Annotated in this window: 17 protein-coding genes; all 17 read right to left on the bottom strand. The window is 31.5% G+C overall.

The genetic code is table 11. The annotated features are described in order from the left end of the window. Positions 1 to 5 precede the first annotated feature (5 nt). Entirely contained in the window at positions 6 to 1,190 is a 1,185-nt protein-coding gene (locus KQI41_RS16250) for a hypothetical protein (protein WP_216585723.1), read from the bottom strand. 141 nt (positions 1,191 to 1,331) lie between these two features. Further along, positions 1,332 to 2,699 (bottom strand): germination protein YpeB, encoded by a 1,368-nt coding sequence (gene ypeB, locus KQI41_RS16255; protein ID WP_216585724.1) that lies wholly within the window; start codon positions 2,697 to 2,699, stop codon positions 1,332 to 1,334. 122 nt (positions 2,700 to 2,821) lie between these two features. Beyond that, a complete protein-coding gene (sleB, locus tag KQI41_RS16260) occupies positions 2,822 to 3,520 on the bottom strand; it encodes a spore cortex-lytic enzyme (protein WP_229768479.1) in 699 nt (232 codons plus the stop codon). Positions 3,521 to 3,627: 107 nt separating this feature from the next. Next, entirely contained in the window at positions 3,628 to 4,221 is a 594-nt protein-coding gene (gene spoIIR, locus KQI41_RS16265; protein ID WP_216585725.1) for a stage II sporulation protein R, read from the bottom strand. Between the two features lie 175 nt (positions 4,222 to 4,396). After that, positions 4,397 to 5,527: a Ger(x)C family spore germination protein gene (locus KQI41_RS16270; RefSeq protein WP_216585726.1), complete on the bottom strand. Its 1,131-nt coding sequence runs from the start codon at positions 5,525 to 5,527 to the stop codon at positions 4,397 to 4,399. After that, positions 5,520 to 6,626, bottom strand: coding sequence for a GerAB/ArcD/ProY family transporter (locus tag KQI41_RS16275; protein ID WP_216585727.1), 1,107 nt, complete (start codon positions 6,624 to 6,626; stop codon positions 5,520 to 5,522). The genes KQI41_RS16270 and KQI41_RS16275 overlap by 8 nt, the downstream gene beginning before the upstream one ends. Then, the gene (locus KQI41_RS16280; RefSeq protein ID WP_216585728.1) at positions 6,613 to 8,127 is read right to left on the bottom strand and encodes a spore germination protein; all 1,515 of its coding nucleotides are present in this window, start codon (positions 8,125 to 8,127) and stop codon (positions 6,613 to 6,615) included. The genes KQI41_RS16275 and KQI41_RS16280 overlap by 14 nt, the downstream gene beginning before the upstream one ends. A gap of 10 nt (positions 8,128 to 8,137) precedes the next feature. Further along, on the bottom strand, positions 8,138 to 8,347 hold the full coding sequence (locus KQI41_RS16285; RefSeq protein WP_154439021.1) for a CLC_0170 family protein: 210 nt from the start codon (positions 8,345 to 8,347) through the stop codon (positions 8,138 to 8,140). 56 nt (positions 8,348 to 8,403) lie between these two features. After that, positions 8,404 to 9,258 (bottom strand): 4-(cytidine 5'-diphospho)-2-C-methyl-D-erythritol kinase, encoded by an 855-nt coding sequence (gene ispE / locus KQI41_RS16290; RefSeq protein WP_216585729.1) that lies wholly within the window; start codon positions 9,256 to 9,258, stop codon positions 8,404 to 8,406. 71 nt (positions 9,259 to 9,329) lie between these two features. After that, a complete protein-coding gene (locus tag KQI41_RS16295) occupies positions 9,330 to 10,877 on the bottom strand; it encodes a DUF3794 and LysM peptidoglycan-binding domain-containing protein (protein ID WP_216585730.1) in 1,548 nt (515 codons plus the stop codon). A 349-nt stretch (positions 10,878 to 11,226) separates the two neighbouring features. Then, positions 11,227 to 11,493: a Veg family protein gene (locus KQI41_RS16300; RefSeq protein WP_154439018.1), complete on the bottom strand. Its 267-nt coding sequence runs from the start codon at positions 11,491 to 11,493 to the stop codon at positions 11,227 to 11,229. A 166-nt stretch (positions 11,494 to 11,659) separates the two neighbouring features. Then, entirely contained in the window at positions 11,660 to 12,382 is a 723-nt protein-coding gene (locus KQI41_RS16305) for a FadR/GntR family transcriptional regulator (protein WP_195837909.1), read from the bottom strand. An 82-nt stretch (positions 12,383 to 12,464) separates the two neighbouring features. Beyond that, on the bottom strand, positions 12,465 to 13,910 hold the full coding sequence (locus KQI41_RS16310) for a sodium:solute symporter family protein (RefSeq protein ID WP_216585731.1): 1,446 nt from the start codon (positions 13,908 to 13,910) through the stop codon (positions 12,465 to 12,467). A gap of 75 nt (positions 13,911 to 13,985) precedes the next feature. After that, the gene (locus KQI41_RS16315) at positions 13,986 to 14,951 is read right to left on the bottom strand and encodes a C-terminal binding protein (RefSeq protein ID WP_216585732.1); all 966 of its coding nucleotides are present in this window, start codon (positions 14,949 to 14,951) and stop codon (positions 13,986 to 13,988) included. A gap of 22 nt (positions 14,952 to 14,973) precedes the next feature. Beyond that, complete coding sequence (locus KQI41_RS16320) at positions 14,974 to 17,070, bottom strand: acetate--CoA ligase family protein (RefSeq protein ID WP_216585733.1); 2,097 nt, start codon at positions 17,068 to 17,070, stop codon at positions 14,974 to 14,976. An 11-nt stretch (positions 17,071 to 17,081) separates the two neighbouring features. Continuing rightward, a complete protein-coding gene (locus tag KQI41_RS16325; RefSeq protein WP_216585734.1) occupies positions 17,082 to 17,615 on the bottom strand; it encodes a 2-oxoacid:ferredoxin oxidoreductase subunit gamma family protein in 534 nt (177 codons plus the stop codon). Next, a complete protein-coding gene (locus KQI41_RS16330) occupies positions 17,615 to 18,352 on the bottom strand; it encodes a thiamine pyrophosphate-dependent enzyme (RefSeq protein WP_216585735.1) in 738 nt (245 codons plus the stop codon). The genes KQI41_RS16325 and KQI41_RS16330 overlap by 1 nt, the downstream gene beginning before the upstream one ends. Positions 18,353 to 18,354 lie beyond the last annotated feature (2 nt).

Raw genomic sequence — 18,354 nt, forward strand, 5'->3', positions numbered from 1 at the left:
ATTTTTTATGGTAATTGTGGTTGTGGAGAATGGATTTGATTCATTTGGCTTTCCATTAATTCCATAAAGCTAATGGAGTTATCTTTATTTAAAGTTGGCATTTCTATTTTAATATCTTGGTTTATATTATAGCTCTTTGAGTTATAGTTGATTCCCAAGTTTATTATACCTTTTACTTCTTCACCCATAACTTTTGATATATTGGCTAAATCAATTCTTAAATCAATATTTCCTTTTTCATGAACTATATATCCTTTGTTATCGATTCCATATTCAATCTTTATTCCATTTTGTCCTAGTATCTTAACATCTTTGTAATCTTCCATAAACTTATTAAACTGTGTTTTAAATTCTGGCAATTTCTTCTCTAATTCTTCCGTTACTGCCTTTATTTCTTTTTCTCCATCTGCTCTTTCATTTTCTGGCATATTTGCCAATGCCACTTTTGTCACTTGATTCATATACTCTTTTATAAAATTCATAACTACTTCTGAATCTAGACTATAGTTTACTGCATATTTTACTAATTCTTTTAGAGTATCATCATTTAATTTTAATTCATATATATCTAATTTCTTTCCATCAATTTCTCTTTTTCCTTTTTCTTTAACTAGTTCTATACTAGGCTTGAAATCTTTTTCCATTGATTTCATAAATTCAGTTAATTTAGGTTGAAATTCTTTCATAAAGTTTGCTAATTCAGTGAAGTTTAAAGCATCTTCTTGATTTAGAATATCACCTATATCATATACTACATATTCCTTTGGTGTTCCATCTGCAGCCATAGATGCCATTAACATTTGAGGCATTTTTATTATTTCTACAATTTTAGGTTTATCCTTTGACATATCTACATCAACCCAAACTTTAGTATTCATACCCATTCCGCCAAAGTTCATATCTGTATTCATTTCTGCTTTAGCAACTGTCTTTTCTTTATTTTGAGTTGATTTTTGGTGAATTTTAATACTTGAATCATTGAACATAGCAGATATTTGGTCAAATACTACTTGTTCTTCCTCTGCAAAACCTTCACCTTTGAAAGTGAAATTCACTTCTGTTTCAGTCTCTACTGACGTTATATTCTGCATTTTGTTAAATCCATTATAAAGCTTCAATTCTCCGCCTGTACAAGCTGTAAGTGATATTGTAAGTGCAAGTAACAATGATAATAATGATAATTTTTTCACGACTATACCTCCTAAATTTATATTTATCTATATATATGTATATATATTTAGACTATATCCTAATTATATGGTTTTTAAACAAAAATTGCAAGAAAATACAAGAAACAAGGTTTCGGAAAACTATCCGAAACCTTGTTTTTATTAAAATGTTAGAGTACCATTTTCATCTTTTATTATTTGTAGAATTTGTTCTTCTCTGCCATCTAAGGCATTTATATATACTATAAAATCTGATTTATTATATTTTCCTTTAAATTCATAACATAAAACTTCATTTGCACCACTTGGTATTATGGCTAATCGAGCAGAATCTATATTAAAATTAGTCTTTATTTTAGCTCTTGCCTCTTCCTCAGTTAAATGCGGAGATGTTATATTTCTTTCTTGGTTGTTCATATAATATGCAGATGCATTAAATCCTACTATTTCCCCTGTATCTAATGCTACTTTCACTTTAATTAAATCAGGATAAATGGTTATATCATCTTGAGTGTTGGCAAAGTTAAATAATATACTTCCATTATATTTTAGCGAGTAGTTTGCCTCCATATTTTCAAAACCCTTTTCCTTTAAATACTTTAATGCCTTTTCTTCTGCATTTTTTATAGATAGTTTTGCATTAGATACTGGCCTTGGATTTTCCATCCAAACTACTTTACCGCCTTTTCTAGATACTCCCATATATACTGCTAAGTCTTTTGATTGGCTGTTAGGATATAAATGAAATGTATATGCTGGAAGTCTTGCTTCATTTATATGCTCACCTTCTTCAAATGCCTCAATACCCTTTACCCTATCTCTTCCGAAAAAATCCTGTGCTGCTTTTTGGGCGTCATTTAAAGATACATCATTCTTCGGTAGTCCTATAGCCTTTTTATTTACTATTTGATCTGAGAAAGGACCATCATATATTAATTCTGGCATCTTTCCCATTTGTTTATCCATTGTCACTAAAGATGTCTGGAATACTTGGTTATTACCTTCTTCCACATTCTTTTTCTGCTGATTACTCATAGCACCTAATGTAAAATTGGAATCCATCAGACTATCATGTAATTTTGATAATTCTTGGTTAAATGCTTGAGAATTCGATTGAAGGCTGTTTAATGTTTCTCTTTGATCTTGGGTTATATCTTCTCCCTGCATATGCTTCTTTATTAAATAAGAAGCGTAATCTGCTGTTTGTGTTAAAAACTTTTCTGTCTTTGCAGTTTCTGCATGAGTTATTGGCATTTGACTCAATTTTTCTTTAGCAAAAAATGCCTCATTCATAATTTGTGAAAACAATACTACATTTTGCTCTTTGGAACTGGCTACTAGTGCCTTAGACAAGTTTACCTGAACATTTTCTACGTGTTTCTTAATATCGAAGAATAATCTCTGATAGGTATTTTCTAAGGCAGTTTCATAATTAATCCTACTTTGATTTTGATTATATCCCCATACTAATGATGCAATAAGTAGAAGACTTAGTAAGGCTGGGGCAATTATATGTCGTCGCTTATCCATTTTTACCTCCCTTTCTATTCTAGTGAATAGTGAATGGTTAATAACTAATAGTTGAAAAGATTAAAAGACCTGAAAACCTTACTAAAAATTATTCACTATTCACTATTAGTTATTAGCTGTATTTATACTCCAAACCAGTGTTTACCTATTTTTAACATTACTTTTCTTGACCATATCCACTTAGATGTTGCTGTAACTGGGTTCCAATAATACAGACATCCATAGGTTGGATCCCATCCATTTAAGGCATCTCTTGCGGCATTTATGGAATCTTTGTTTGGAGTTAGATTTATTTGTCCATCAGCAACTGCCGTAAATGCAAGGGGCTGGTATATTACACTGGCTACTGTATTTGGGAAAGAAGAGCTTCTAGTTCGATTGAGTATAACTGCTGCTACTGCTACCTTTCCTACATAAGGTTCTCCTCTGGCTTCACCATGTATAGCCCTTGCTAATAGATATTCATCGGTTTTTCTATCTACTCCTCCTGTTGAAGCAGTAGTAGTTGCTGCTGTTGCCATACCCAATGCCTTAGCTGTAGATGTTCCTACTACGCCATCAACTGTAAGCCCATTTTTAGCTTGAAACTTTCTTACAGCTCTGTAAGTTCTTGCACCATATACTCCATCTACTTTACCATCATAGTATCCCCACCTAAGTAGTTTATCTTGAACTGTCCTTACATCTTGACCTTGAGATCCCCAGTAAAGAATTCTTGGAGCATAAAAGCCACTCTGCTTACTTGCATGAGGTTCATAGAACGAAAATACTGATAACAAAACCATTGATAAAACAGTGGTAATTATAATAAATTTTTTCAAGATTATTTACTCCTTTCATAGTTTTACTTATTTTAAGTAATATTCCAGATTTTATTCATAAAAATTCCACTAAAAAATAACTCCATATCTTAATTGGAGTTATTTATCTATTTCTTTTTTATATTTTTTACTATATCTGCTACTTTCCATTTTAATTTTAGTTTTGGTTCTTCTTCTTTTTCAGTTTCTACTTCTTTTTCTAGATTATATGCAACTGAATGTTCTATATCTACAAAACACAAAGGTGGAAACATGACACACCACCAATTTTGACCTTTACCTTCTCCTAAAGTAATAAGTAAAGTTTCATATTCCCCTGCTGGTAATACTAAATTCCCATACTTTCTTGTAGGAAAATTATCTTGTCCTAAGCTTATATTTACTTCATAGTCCTTACCTTCTCTTTTAATTACATTTTCTGTAATGGATTTCATATCCATCATATTAGCTTCTATTACTTCCCTACTTTCATCTATTGTTTCAGTATCTTTAAATTTCATTTTCATTTCTTTTAATATCTCATCTCTTATTTTCAGCTTCAATGCTTGATCTTCTTCCATATCGCTATTTGCCCTTATATGAAATCTTATGAGTTCATTTTTAAACCCTTCCTTAGCCTTATTTTCCATATAAGGATATATTATATAAGAAAAACTAATTATAAATAAGGATAATACCAAAATAATTTTTTTATATTTCATAGACTTGTCCCCCTTCTTACTATCATTGTTGCCAGGGGTTTATTTTTTATACATAATTTTTTTAAATAGTTAATAACTAATAGTGAATAGTGAATAGCTTTGGAAGTTTCCAATGGATTGGAAACCAATTAAACTAAAAAACACTTCGCAAAGCGAAGTATTTTTTCACTATTCACTACTGAACTAGTCCCCTTCTTCTAATCTTAACATCTATGTCTACTTCTATATCCATATCAGCAAAAACTTCATCCCAATCGTTCCCCACCTCTTTCCATACTTTAGGATGGAATTTTGATATATATTCACCTATTCCTATGGCATCTGATTTATATTCTTTTTGCAGCATTTCCAACACCTGATTAGTTTCTTTAGTAAGCTCTTTTTCTATTGCTTTTTCCATATCTTCTATTAATTCTGTATTATTAAGTGTTGGGTTTTCTCTATGGATATATTCTTGCAATGCACCTTCTACTCGAATTTCCAGTCTTACTTTTAACTCCTCATTATTTTTTATAAACTTTCTTTTCATCTTAGAACCAGTAGTTATATAAGAAATAGTCATATCCTGAAATGAAGCTACTACTAAATCACTTTTCCATTTTCCTTTTAAAATAGTCAATGCCCTATTCTGTACTTCGTCTAAATATCCTATTAGCTCATAGTCTTTAAATATAGCACCTCCAAAGAACTTTATATCTTCCACACCTGTTGCAGCTCTAGGAGCAATGGCTACTCCACTTAAATCTATTTCTCTAATAAAATCTGTAAGTGTTATTGGTGTATACCTAGAAGTACTTCTTTTACCGCTTAACATACTAAAAAGTGTTCCTTCTATTACTTCCTGCCTCTTTGCATTTGGTATAGAAAGCAGCAAATCCTCAGCACTATCTTCTGCTTGTAAAATCCTTACTTTTTTACTGATACTAAAATCCCTGCTCATTCCATCTATAATTTCCTTAACGGTCCCTGCATCATTTGTTATATTTTTACCTAACACTAAAACCCTCAACATCTTAAAATTAAAAGGATATTGTAATCTGGTGGACAGTTGTGTTGCCCCTTCAAATACCGATGATGCAACAGTAGATACTATATGTATTCTTTCTTCTTGAGTTGCATTTTTTCCTATGGCATTTATATTGGGATATGTGATGGTAATGACATATCTTTCGCCTTCTCCTTCATTTAAGTCTATTCCTATGGAATAGGGAAATAGGATTTGATTAATTTCCTGCATATCCCAGCAGCCTGTCATAAATGGGATTAATATAATTATAATCGACAGATATATTATTTTTTTATTCATCTGCTCGCCTCCTTACTTTAAAGAGACCTATAAGATAAATTAAAGTCGGAAGAATAACCACACTTATTATTCCAAGGTAATTAATCATTGTTCCTAGTATAGTTTCTATTTGTAATACATCTTGAGGAATCAATGAAAAAATATATATAATTGGTATCATTGAAATTATAAAAAAACCATGTTCTCTTACTGCAAGTAAATTTGATAATATTTTTCCTGCTGAATAGTAAGTTGGAGCCATTGTTGCAAATATAACCAGTGTCCAAATAGCCATGGCTACGCCATCTAGATTTTCAATAAAAAATCCTGGCAAATCTATTTCCTTAATAAGGGATATTGTAGGGAATGCTTGCCTTTGTAAACTGTGTAATCCATACTGTGATAGTGTAAGGAAAAATACTACTAAATATATAATAGTTACTATAATTATTGCCGAAATACTGGTTCTTACAATTTTAGAATTATTATTCCTATCTTCAGCAAAGGGGATTGCAAATAAAAGTATTTCAAATCCTACAAAGCTGAAATAGGAATCTAGCACAGCCTTTGGTAGTTTGCTTATATCAAACTGAAATACTGGTAGTGCATTTGTATAATCTATACTTGGCAAAGAAAATATAATTAAGATTATTATACTTACTATTATAATTGGATATATATGGTATCCTAATCTTCCAATTATTTGTATTTCTGATCTTGCAATATATGTTGTAGCAAGTATAAAGGTGATTATCAAAACTTCTGGAGGAGTGGTTTCTAATAAAAATGCTTTTACTAACTCTGCAAGATTCCTAGATAGAGAAGCCATAACTGTCATATTATATATAAAAAAAATAAAAATAAAAAAATTAAATATCCATTTTCCTAAAGCTTCTCTTCCTATTTCAAAAAAATCTTTGTTTGGATAAATCTGAAATATTTTATTTATAATAAGTACAGTTATAATCGAAAATATTCCTCCAAGTATTATGGGTATCCATCCGTCATTTCCTATGGCTATTGCCATTTTATTGGGCAGAGATAATATTCCTACACCAATTACTGTAGAAACAATTAATCCTCTTATTTGAACACTTGATATTTCATTAGTCTCTCTCATCTTTCCAAGTTCTCCTCATTCTTACTTTATTTCTTGGTTTAGTAAAAGTTGGTCTTTCTTCTAAATATTGAATCGGTGATTTGAATAATGTATCCTTTAACTCTCCTTGACTTATACCTAAACCAGAATATGGGGATGTAAATGGTACTCCAAAGCTATTTAGTTTAATTAAATGAGTAATAAGCACTATAAGTCCTAGCATTACTCCATATAACCCTAAAAATGCAGCAAATATAATAAGTAAAAATCTCCAAACCCTAAGTCCTGATGCAAATTCATAACTTGGTATAGCAAATGAAGATATAGTAGTTACAGCTACTATAATTATTAAAATAGAGCTGACTATTCCTGCCTCTACTGCTGCCTGACCTATTATAAGACCTCCAACTATTCCTATGGTAGTACCTATGGGACCTGAAATCCTTGTACCTGATTCCCTTATGAGTTCTATTGTTATTTCCATTAGAAATGTTTCTACTACTGATGGGAAAGGTACATTTATCCTACTGGCAGCTAAATAGTATGTAAGCTTTGTAGGCAATATTCCTGGATGATATGAAATAATGGATATATAAAGTGCAGGAGACAATACACATAGAAAAAATGCCACTAGTCTTAAACTTCTTAGAATCTGAGACTCTGTCCATCTGTTATAATAGTCTTCCGATGACTGAAAAAGTGTACCTATTGTGGCAGGTACTATTAATGCAAAAGGTGAATTATCTACTATAATGGCTATTCTGCCCTCACATAATGCTGCTGCTACTGAATCGGGTCTTTCTGTATTCTCTATTTGTGGAAATGCAGATAAATAATTATCTTCTATTAAATTTTCCAACATGGAACTATCTTGTATGGCATCTATGTCTATAGACCTTATTCTTTCATTGACTTCTTGCAATACTCCCTTATCCACTATATCATCCATATATATTACAGCTACATCAGTCTTTGATCTTCTGCCTACTTTCTGCATAGTTATTTTAAGGTTGGTATCCCTTATTCTTCTTCTAATCAAAGTTGTATTTATCTTCAATACTTCAGTAAAACCTTCCCTAGGTCCTCTAACTACAGTTTCTGTTTCTGGTTCACTAATTCCCCTTGTTGCCCACCCTTTTGAGCCTATTATAATGGCTTGTTCCATACCATCTATAAAGAGTACAGTATCTCCTGATAAAATAATATCTATTATTTTATCCATATGATGTTCTTCTGAAAGTTCAGAACTATATAAGACTTCTTTGTATATAATATCTGTTAATTTAGACTTAAACCCTTGAAGTGAAAAATTTTTCACCTCTTCTTCCGATAGTAAAGCACCAATAGTATATTCTGATATATGGTCCTTATTTACCAATCCATCTATGTATACTATTGCCATTTTGACCCTATAGACATCTCCTACTTCAATCCGTCTGATTACAATATCATAGCAATCCTTAAACAGTTCCTCTATTACTTTTAAATTGTTTTCTATATCTTTAAGAATTATCTTTTGCATAATTATCTCCTCACATTACCAATAATAAAATATACATTAGTCCGCCAATGGCTATATAGGAGTAGGATATGATTTTCAATATCTTTAGTTCTCTTATATATCCCTTTTGTTTGAATTTTCTATCGTCTAATAATAAGGTAAATATCCCTACTATTATTACCATTAAAATAGTGGTGTAATTGTTTAATCCTCTTAAAATTCTCAGTAACTCAGAATACAAAAAACCCACCTCCTGTAACTAATATAGTTTACAAAAGATGGGTATTATATACATTATTAAATTGTCTTTCCTTCAACAACTATTCCCTTAGTATATTTTTTTTCTAATTTATCTTTACAATAGTGCAACTTATCTAAATCATCAAAGAATCCAAATACTGTAGGACCACTTCCACTCATTAATGGCTTTAATGAACCATATTTTATAAGGTCATTCTTAATTTCTTCTATTATAGGATTGTTTTCTAGGACTACTTCTTCCATTACATTTATCATATTATCTGATAATGTTTTTATATCATTATTTTCTATGGAAGAAATTATTTTGTTAGTATCTAAAGTTCTTTTTCCTTTAAGTCTTAGGTTTTTATATACTTCCACAGTGGAAACTCCCATACCAGGGTTTATTAAAAGTAATTGATGGTTTTTAAATGACTTTAACTTAGTCAATTTCTCACCTATCCCTTCTGCCAAGGCTGTTCCCCCCATAGTACAAAAAGGTACGTCTGCTCCTATTTCTACTGCAATATTTCTTAGTTCTTCTTCATTTAATTTTAAATCCCAAAGTTCATTTAGACCCTTTAAAGTAGCTGCCGCGTTGGTGCTTCCTCCTGCTAAACCTGCTGATACTGGTATTCTCTTATTTATATTTATATAAACTCCCCTATTTATTCCAGTTTTCTCCTTAATCTTTTCCCAAGACTTATATACCAGATTTCTAGAATCTAGTGGTACATCTCTATGGTTACTTTCTAGTTTTATACCTTCTTTTATATCCTTTATGGTCAATATATCACTTAAATCTATTTGCTGCATTATGGTACTTAATTCATGGTAGTTATCTTCTCTTTTATATAATACATCTAAACCTAAGTTTATTTTCCCATAAGATTCTATTTTTATCTCTTTCATATAGGTTACTCCTTAAAAATTTTCACCTCTATATTATACCATAGTTTTTAAGATATTTTAAAGGTTTAAATTTAGAAGGATATATCCACCGTCTTTTCAATGATAATCTTTTCTCCTGCTATTATATTGTTTGGATTAATATTATCATTTGCCTGAAGTATTTCTTCTATGGTTGTGTTATATCTCTTTGCTATGTTCCATAGCTTATCATTTCTTTGTACTATATATATTGTTATACTAGGTCGGTTTTTCTTATCTATTATTTCTCCTGTTTCCTCCAGAGATTTGATTAAGGATAAGGACCTCATTCTATTGATTTTAATATTATGTTTGACAGAAGCTTCTACTACGAACATATCTTTAGATATATTTGCCTTAATAGTTTCTAAATCAAGACTAACTTCTGCTACAAGGTCTGGATTCTTTTCTTCTAAAGATAAGTAATATTTATATGGTACTTCTTCCCTTAAAGTATTTATATCTTCTGTTGTATCATCTAAGTAGATTCCTTGTACCATAAGGATACCTTCTATTATAAACTCTTCATCTACAAATCTACTATCTATAACTGAAGGATAAGCCGTTAGGTCATAGATTTCTCTTATTCTATAAGAGGATAAATCCTTAACTATATTTTCCTTATGGATTATATTCTTTATATTTTCTACTAAATTTACTTCTTCTTTTTCAATATTTATTTTTTCCCTAGTAGAATAAGCATCTACTATTAGTTTCTTTTCATTTTCTGAATAAGCTAATCCTGATACTCTAATTTTTGCCTCTAAATCTAATACTTTTAATTCCCCTTCATCATTTTCTAGTACCTCATATCCACCCTCTACTACTTCTATAAGAATTTCTCCCTTAGAATCAGATAAGGCTCCTGGAATCTCTAGGAAATGATTAAATGGCATTTCCTCTTCTATTGTGGCAATTTGACCCTCTCCATAATATACTACCCTAGCATTTACCATACCTGATATGATTATCCTATCTTCTGCAACAGTAGCTTCTTCTTCATATGCCTGAATAGATAATTTAAGTATTTCCTCTATGGCTGGTTTATCTTCCATTAATTCAAATGCTTCCTTTACAAAAGCATAAGCTGTTTCTCTGCCTTGAATTTCTTTGTATTTAATTGTTTCTTTCAAAGTTTGAAGATTTTCTTTTTCTTCTATATCTTTGATTATTTCTATATTATTTACTTCTTCTACTTTTCCTTCTAAACTAACTAATGCTTTTAATGATACCTTTCTTTCATCTAATAGTTCATGTTCAATATATTCTATATTTGTCTTTATGGTTGCTGACATATCTTCTGTTATTCCTTCAATTTCTATTTCTTCTCTAAAGTCTGCATTGGAGTCTACAGTATGTATCCTCTTTTCTTCTTCACCTGATTTATATACTACTTTAAACTTCACTACTCCTGATACCACTAGCCTATCTCTAATTACCTTTGTACTAAGTATTTCTACGACTCCATCTGTCCAAAGTATACTTTCTAAATCTGGTCTTGATGGGTTTAGGTATATTTCTGTTTCTACTAAGGCTTGGGTATCTTCTTTTCCTCGTAGTTCTTCAATTCTTAAAATATCTTTTATTAACTCTATAGACATATTATCCCCCCTAATTTTTTCCTATAACTATCCTATGAGAATATATATGCTTTAATGTCCAAAATAATGAATAAAAAGATGTTACTATTAACAATCAATAAGAAAAATAATAAAAATCCACGCTCACGGTTTCGGACACGAATAATTCTATAGCTCATTCCAGCTAAAAATCCTACAGTTTGCAAACTCGCTACGCTCAAACAGTGCAAACTGTTTAACGGATTTCTAGCTTACATTCGCTAAGAATTAAATCGCGTCCTGCAAATGTTCCCTTAGTATTTTTATTATTTTTCAGTGTACCTATGAATAGCAACAAAAAATAACTGTACAAATTACTGTACAGTTATTTTTAAGATATTTTCACTTTTTCTTGAGTCTCTGAGTAAACAGTTACTTCTACTGTTCCTGTCAATACATCAGTATAGGTATATGATACTTTTCTTGAGCTATCGTATTCATTACAAATCCTTACTACAAATAAGTTAGGATATGCTGCTTCTAATATTCCATCTCTAACTACTGTTCTTTTTCTACCTTTATTTGCTCTTAATTTTACCTTTTTACCAACGCATTTTTCGATGTCCTTACGAATTCTAATTAGTATGTTCTTTTCCAATATAGCAAACCACCTTCCATTAGTTCCTCCTTAAAAAAGGGCAGAAAGAAGTGTTTGGGACACTCATGTCTATATGATACCATATTATATGGTTTTTGTCAAATAAATAAATTATTATACTATAACTTCATATAAATTGTCAATTGGAAAAGCAAAAAATCTTTTATTAATTTTTGTTTGATATGGAATTTAACTTCAATAAATCATTTTCCGTAAGTTGTATGTGTTCCATCATTAGGTTAACTGCCTTTTCAGGATTTCTCTCTTTTATGGCATCTAACACATTTCTATGTTGTTCAACGAAATAATATGTTTTTAAATAATCATCATGTTCCTTGTATATTTCTCTTATGGACTTTATAAAGGGCTGCATAAGGTTAGAAACTGACTCTGATATTATTTGAAACATTACATTATTCATCATCCCTATTAGCTTCCCGTGAAATTCTATATCTAGTTGTGATTGTTCCTCTTCATCTGCTGCATTTTCCATTTTGTTAACAATGGCTTCTAATTCCTCTATTTGATCTTCTGTCGCTTTTATTGCAGCAGTTCTTACGGCCTGAATTTCTAAGGAATGTCTTAGTTCCAATATATCTTCTATTGTTCCATTATTTAATTTATATGCAATAGATATGGATTTCAAAATAGTTGAATTTACATTGTTAGATATATAACTTCCCTCACCTTGTTTAGATTCAATAAGACCCAAAACTTCTAATGCCTTTAGGGCTTCTCTTAGGGATGATCTACTTACACCTAGTTTAGTTGTTAATTCTCTTTCTGGTGGTAATTTGTCTCCCTTTTGAAAAGTGCCATCTAAAATAAGTTCTTGGATTTGTTCTACTATTTGTTCATAATTTTTCTTTGTATTTACCGATTCAAACAAGGTCAGCACTCCTTCTTTTATAAAGTATCGTTACATTTTTGTCTATATTTATTATATGATTTATATGCCCTAGTATCAAGGATTAATTAATTTTATTATGACTTAAATACTTTTCAATCTTTTCTTTATCTATTTCTGAAGGTTTTGTAATTAAAGACATTGGTATAAATACTAAGGCTGAAACCAATAGTCCAGGCCATAATGGATCTATATTAAATACAGATCCTAAATTAAAGCTACTACCTAAAAACCATAATACAACTGTAATTAAAGATAATGTCATACTCCAAAAAGCAGATTTACTATTTGCCTTTTCCCAGAAAAATATTCCTATTGTAGGTAAAAATAATCCTGCTGAGTTTATGGTAAAGGCTAGATAAAGTATATTTACTATATCCATCATTTTTATTGCCATAATTGTACTTAACGCCCCAATTAACATAGAACTAATGGTTCCAAGTTTTAACAAATGTTTTTCTGAAGCCTCGGGATTAATATATCTCTGATAAATATCTCTAGTGATATTTGCAGATGCAGTTAAAGTAGATATATCACTGGTTGACATTAAGGCTGATATAATTCCTATTAACATTATTCCCTTTACACCAGTGGGAAGCACTTCGCTTACTATGGTAGCCAATATTGCACTAGTATCTCCTATATTTGGGAATATGATTCTACCTGCCATTCCTATATAAGTTGAAACTATGGCTATAAAAGCTGTTCCTATGATTGCAAGTAATGTACCATTTCTAGCTGTTTTTTCATCCTTTGCAGCAAAACATCTAGTATAACTGTCCATACTTGTAAAGAATGTTAAAGTAATTGATACTATAAATCCTAAAATTGTACTAGTTCCCCATGCTCCTAATTTAAAAAATGTTGGTGGCATTTGGGCCTGAAAACTAGCTATACTTCCTGAAGCATTATATATAAAAGGTATGACAATAACTAATGAGCCTAGAATCAATGTAGTTTGAGCCACATCAGTGTATGTGACTGCTAAAAGTCCACCTGTTGCAGTATATATACTAACTATAACAGCAGATAATATTATACAAAATGTAATATTCCATCCAGTAAAGGTATAGAGTATACCTCCTGCTGCCACCAATTGTCCAGCATTATATGCTATATTTGCCAATATAGTAGTAATTATGGAAACCATTCTACATCTACTATTATATCTATCTTCTATTAAATCTGGATAAGTTATATGACTAAACTTATCTCCTACTTTCTTTATCAATTTAGTAAATGTCAGCCCAAATATAGCAAAGCCTACACACATAGCACCTACATACCAAACAGCTGTAATACCTAATTCATAGGCATTGGCTGCTGTAGCAATAACTGCTGCTCCACCTACCCATGATGATAGCCATAGACACATCATTGAAATAGTTCCAGTTTTCTTTCCTCCAAGATAAAAATCTTCCATATTATTTTGCTTTTTACTTGCATAAAATCCTAAATAAAGCATAAAAATCAGATAAGCAATTATTAATATTATATCTATTATATTCATATCCGTTCCTCCCATAAGGATTTTCTCATTAGAATTAAGGCTCCAAGTAATGGAGCCTTATATTTTAGTTTATTTTTATTTTCTTACACCATTTACTATACTAAGCTTGTCATACTGACCTTTTAGGTAATAGTCAATATTCTTAGCAGATAGTTTTTGGATTTCATATTGTGATGTTTGAGAGTAGTAAGCTACGTGAGGTGTAATTATAACATTGTCTCTTCCAACTAATTTAGACTGTTGTAGGTTTGGAGCTTCTTCCTCTAGTACATCAAGTCCTGCTCCTCTAACTAATCCTTCATCTAAGGCTTTAGCCAAACACTCTTCGTCTATAATAGCTCCCCTACCTGCATTTATAATTAAAGGTCTCTTCTTCATCATATTATACCTTTCCATAGTGAAGTATCCCTTAGTCTCCTCTGTGAGAGGTGCATGGATAGATACAATGTCTGATCTTTCTAGTAATTCCTCCATAGTAACTACTTCTACATTTAACTGTTTAGCAAGTTCCATGTTCATATATGGGTCTGATGCAATAATCTTCATTCCAAAGGCATTTGCTCTCTTTGCAACTTCCCTTGCTATGTTTCCAAATCCAAATAGCCCTAATGTCTGTTCACTGAGTCTAGTAATTTCAGGACAAAGGTCATATCTCCACTCTTTATCTTCCTGTACATTTTTATCAAATTCTTTTATTCTTCTATCCAATGTTAAAATTAAAGCCATAGTATGGTCTGCTACTTCTGGTGTACAGTAATGAGGATTATTGATTACTGCTATGCCTCTTTCAGCTGCTGCCTCAATATCTACACTATTGAAACCTATAGCTGCTTGAGATATTATCTTTAACTTTGGTAAAGCATCCATTACTTTGGCTGTAAAAGGTTCATATGCAGATATTACTGCATCTACATCCTGAAGGTTTTTTATAAGGTCTTCTTCTGTAGGAGAATGTTTTATTTCGAGAGTCGCTCCTTCAGGAATAAATTTTTCTTCTATTTCTGCTGTTTCTTGGGGATGAGTCAAAACTATTTTATACATTTATCTCTTCCTTCCCATTTTATTATTCTTTTACGATGATTAAAGAGTCTGCTACAGATAGTCCTTCTCCCTTTTCATATAGGAATACTGGATTTATATCTATTTCTGCTACAGTATTTTTGTTTTCTATTGCAAAATTTGATACTTTAACGATTAAATCTACTAAGGCTTCTATATCTAATTTATTGCTGCCCCTATATCCTGTCAGAAGTGGATAACCTTTTAGGCATTTTACCATTTCCAGAGCTTCTTTATGATTTAATGGTGCTGGATATAATGAAACATCTTTAAATATTTCTACAAACACTCCACCTAATCCACAAAGAATCATAGGGCCATATAATGAATCGTTATTTACTCCTATTATAAGTTCAGTACCCTTTGGCAACATCTCCTGCATTAATATTCCGTTTATCTTTGCAGTGGAATTATATTTTGTTACACTATCCATTATTTCATCATATGCTTTTTTGACATCTTCTTCTGAATTAATATTCAGTTTAACCCCACCTGCATCTGATTTGTGAGGAATATCTGCTGATTCGATTTTCATTACTAAAGGATAACCAATTTCACTTGCCATTTTTATAGCTTCTTCCTTATCTTTTGCAATATCTTCCTTTGGTACTGGTATTCCCACCTTACCTAACATAATTTTACTTTCATGTTCTGATAAAAACCTTCTAGTTTCCTTTTTATCATCGGTTGGTAAGCCTATATCCAATGTATGTTCATCTGGATTATACTCTATAAACTCACTGAATTTCTTCAATATTTCCATAGCATAAACAACTGGCGGTAAAATAGAAACTCCTGCTTTTTCCAGTCTTTCTGCATATTCAGGATTTCTTGTATTTTCAACGTAAGGAATCATTACCATAGGCTTTGTATTACCCTCTTTAACTACCTTTTCTATTCCTTCTGTCATATAGTATATACAAGGGTCTGCTATATTTAGCAGTAGAGTATATCCTATTAAAACCATATCTATATTAGGATCATCCATTACTGCCCTCAAAGCTCCTGCATACTTTTCACTATCATAGGATAAGCTCGCTGTCATATCCAGTGGATTGTTTGGAGTTGCATAGCTTGGCAACATTTCTGTTAGTTTTTTCATTGTATTATCTGTAAAGTCAGGATAATTTATTCCCTTTAAAGAACCTATATCTGCTGTAATTATGGTTTCTCCACCAGAAAGATTCATAGCTGCAAATCTTGCACTCTTTGGATATTCTTTTATGGTAGATAATAAATGGGTCATGGATAATAATTCTTCCATATCATTTACCCTTATTACCCCAAACTTCTTAAATAACGCATCATAAGTCTTATCAGATCCAGATAAACTTCCTGTATGAGATGCAGATATTGCTGAACCTTTTTCTGATCTACCAGTTTTTAAAATTACAATTGGTTTTCTTTTTAATGCAGCTTTTTTAAGAGCATTTACAAATATTTCTGGTTTTGAAACTCCCTCTAAATATGCCGCTACAACTTTTGTCTCTTCATCATCTACTAAGAAGTCTAAGTATTCTTCTACCTTTACTAAAGAACTATTTCCAGAAGAGATTACATAGGAAAATTTCCCCTTTGGGTTGTCCATTAGCGAAAGTGCTAATTGTCCACTTTGAGATACTAATCCTACTGTGCCTTTTCTGTCTCTTTTTTCTGCCACAAATGCAAAGCTATAAACATCATCTATATAGTTAATAAATCCACCACAGTTTGGTCCAAGAAGAGCAATTCCTAGTTCCTTACAAAGGTCTATTAGCTTTCTTTCTTCTTCTCTTCCTTCTTCTGTTCCAGTTTCAGAATATCCACTGGCATATACTACAGCTCCCTTACATCCTTTTTTATGGGAGTCTTTTAATATATCTAAAACTGTAGATTGTGGTGTACAAATAATTACCATGTCAATATTATCTGGTATATCACCTACTGATTTATAGCATTTTTGTCCAAATACTTCTTCCCTCTTAGGATTTACAAAATAATATTTAGACAAATCACTGAAGTCCATTATATTTTTACAAGTATCTCCTCCGAAGGAGCCTTCCCTTTCACTAGCTCCTACCAAGGCGATTTTTTTTGGTTTTAAAAGGTTAGATACATTCATTAATCTTCCTCCTAGTTTTCTACTGAATTATATCCCATTTCAAAGCAAACTTGATTTGCTGGATTTACTTTTCCTTTATCTGCAAAGAAATTTTCAATTCCTTTAGCAAAAGTGTCTTTATCAAGAAGATTTGTTGCTTTTATAAAAGCACCTAAAATTGCAATATTTACTCCTCTAGGATTATTTGCTTCATGGGCAATATCATTTGCTGGTACTTCAACTACTTTTATATCGTCTCTATATTGTCTATCTTTTACCATAGAGGAATTTACTATTAAGATTCCATCTGGTTTCATATTTTTTTCAAACTTGTCTATGGAAGGTCCATTCATGGCAATAAGTACATCTATGTTCTTAACAAAAGGACTGGCAATTTCATCGTCACTAATTTTTACTCCACAGTTAGCCGTTCCTCCACGCATTTCTGAACCATAGGATGGAATCCAAGTAACATTTTTACCATTATCCATGGCAACCTTTGCTAAAATCAATCCTGCTGTTAAAACTCCTTGACCTCCGAAGCCCGCTGATATAATTTCCATCATTACTTTGTTCCCTCCTTATCAATATACTCACCTGTATTGAAAAGCTCTTTAACTACACCATCTATTCTTTCAGAACAAGCTACAGGTGCCATACCTAAGTTAGTTGGGCAAGGTGAAAGTATTTCTACTAGACAAAACCCTTCATTATTCATATGCTTTTCAAAAGCCTTTTTTATATATTTTTTTGTTCTTCTAATATCTCCTAGGTTAGATACTGAACCTCTTGCTAAATATGGTATATCTAAGCTTCCCATAACTTTTACTACATCAAAGGGTTGTCCTGTTTTTGAAACATCTCTTCCCTTAGGAGAAGTTGTAGTTTTTTGTCCTTCTAGAGATGTAGGTGCCATTTGTCCACCTGTCATTCCGAAAACTCCATTATTTATAATTATTGTTACTACATTATCGTTTCTTAGAGCCGCGTGCATGGTTTCTGCAATACCTATGGAATAAGCTGCTCCATCTCCCAGATATGCAAGTACTGGATTCTCTCTTCTAATCTTTTTTACACCTGTTGCAGTAGCTATAGGTCTTCCATGAGCTGCTATTACGGTGTCAAATTTCCATGTATCTATGTGTAGAGAAGAACAAGCCACATCTACTACTGTTAATAGTTTTTCGGTTAATCCCATTTCTTCCATTACTTCTCCAATTAAACGTGAAACAATTCCATGTCCACATCCTGGGCAAAATGATGTCTGTGCAAAGGATATTGATTCTGGTGCTCTTAATTCCATTA

It is taken from the genome of Tissierella pigra (assembly GCF_018917845.1).
Taxonomy (GTDB): Bacteria; Bacillota; Clostridia; order Tissierellales; family Tissierellaceae; genus Tissierella; species Tissierella pigra.

Bases quoted from the DNA above. Each gene is read 5' to 3' on its own strand.
- ypeB (WP_216585724.1), bottom strand. From the start codon at position 2,699: ATGGATAAGCGACGACATATAATTGCCCCAGCCTTACTAAGTCTTCTA.
- spoIIR (WP_216585725.1), bottom strand. From the start codon at position 4,221: ATGAAATATAAAAAAATTATTTTGGTATTATCCTTATTTATAATTAGT.
- KQI41_RS16270 (WP_216585726.1), bottom strand. From the start codon at position 5,527: ATGAATAAAAAAATAATATATCTGTCGATTATAATTATATTAATCCCA.
- KQI41_RS16275 (WP_216585727.1), bottom strand. From the start codon at position 6,626: ATGAGAGAGACTAATGAAATATCAAGTGTTCAAATAAGAGGATTAATT.
- KQI41_RS16280 (WP_216585728.1), bottom strand. From the start codon at position 8,127: ATGCAAAAGATAATTCTTAAAGATATAGAAAACAATTTAAAAGTAATA.
- ispE (WP_216585729.1), bottom strand. From the start codon at position 9,258: ATGAAAGAGATAAAAATAGAATCTTATGGGAAAATAAACTTAGGTTTA.
- KQI41_RS16295 (WP_216585730.1), bottom strand. From the start codon at position 10,877: ATGTCTATAGAGTTAATAAAAGATATTTTAAGAATTGAAGAACTACGA.
- KQI41_RS16310 (WP_216585731.1), bottom strand. From the start codon at position 13,910: ATGAATATAATAGATATAATATTAATAATTGCTTATCTGATTTTTATG.
- KQI41_RS16315 (WP_216585732.1), bottom strand. From the start codon at position 14,951: ATGTATAAAATAGTTTTGACTCATCCCCAAGAAACAGCAGAAATAGAA.
- KQI41_RS16320 (WP_216585733.1), bottom strand. From the start codon at position 17,070: ATGAATGTATCTAACCTTTTAAAACCAAAAAAAATCGCCTTGGTAGGA.
- KQI41_RS16325 (WP_216585734.1), bottom strand. From the start codon at position 17,615: ATGATGGAAATTATATCAGCGGGCTTCGGAGGTCAAGGAGTTTTAACA.
- KQI41_RS16330 (WP_216585735.1), bottom strand. From the start codon at position 18,352: ATGGAATTAAGAGCACCAGAATCAATATCCTTTGCACAGACATCATTT.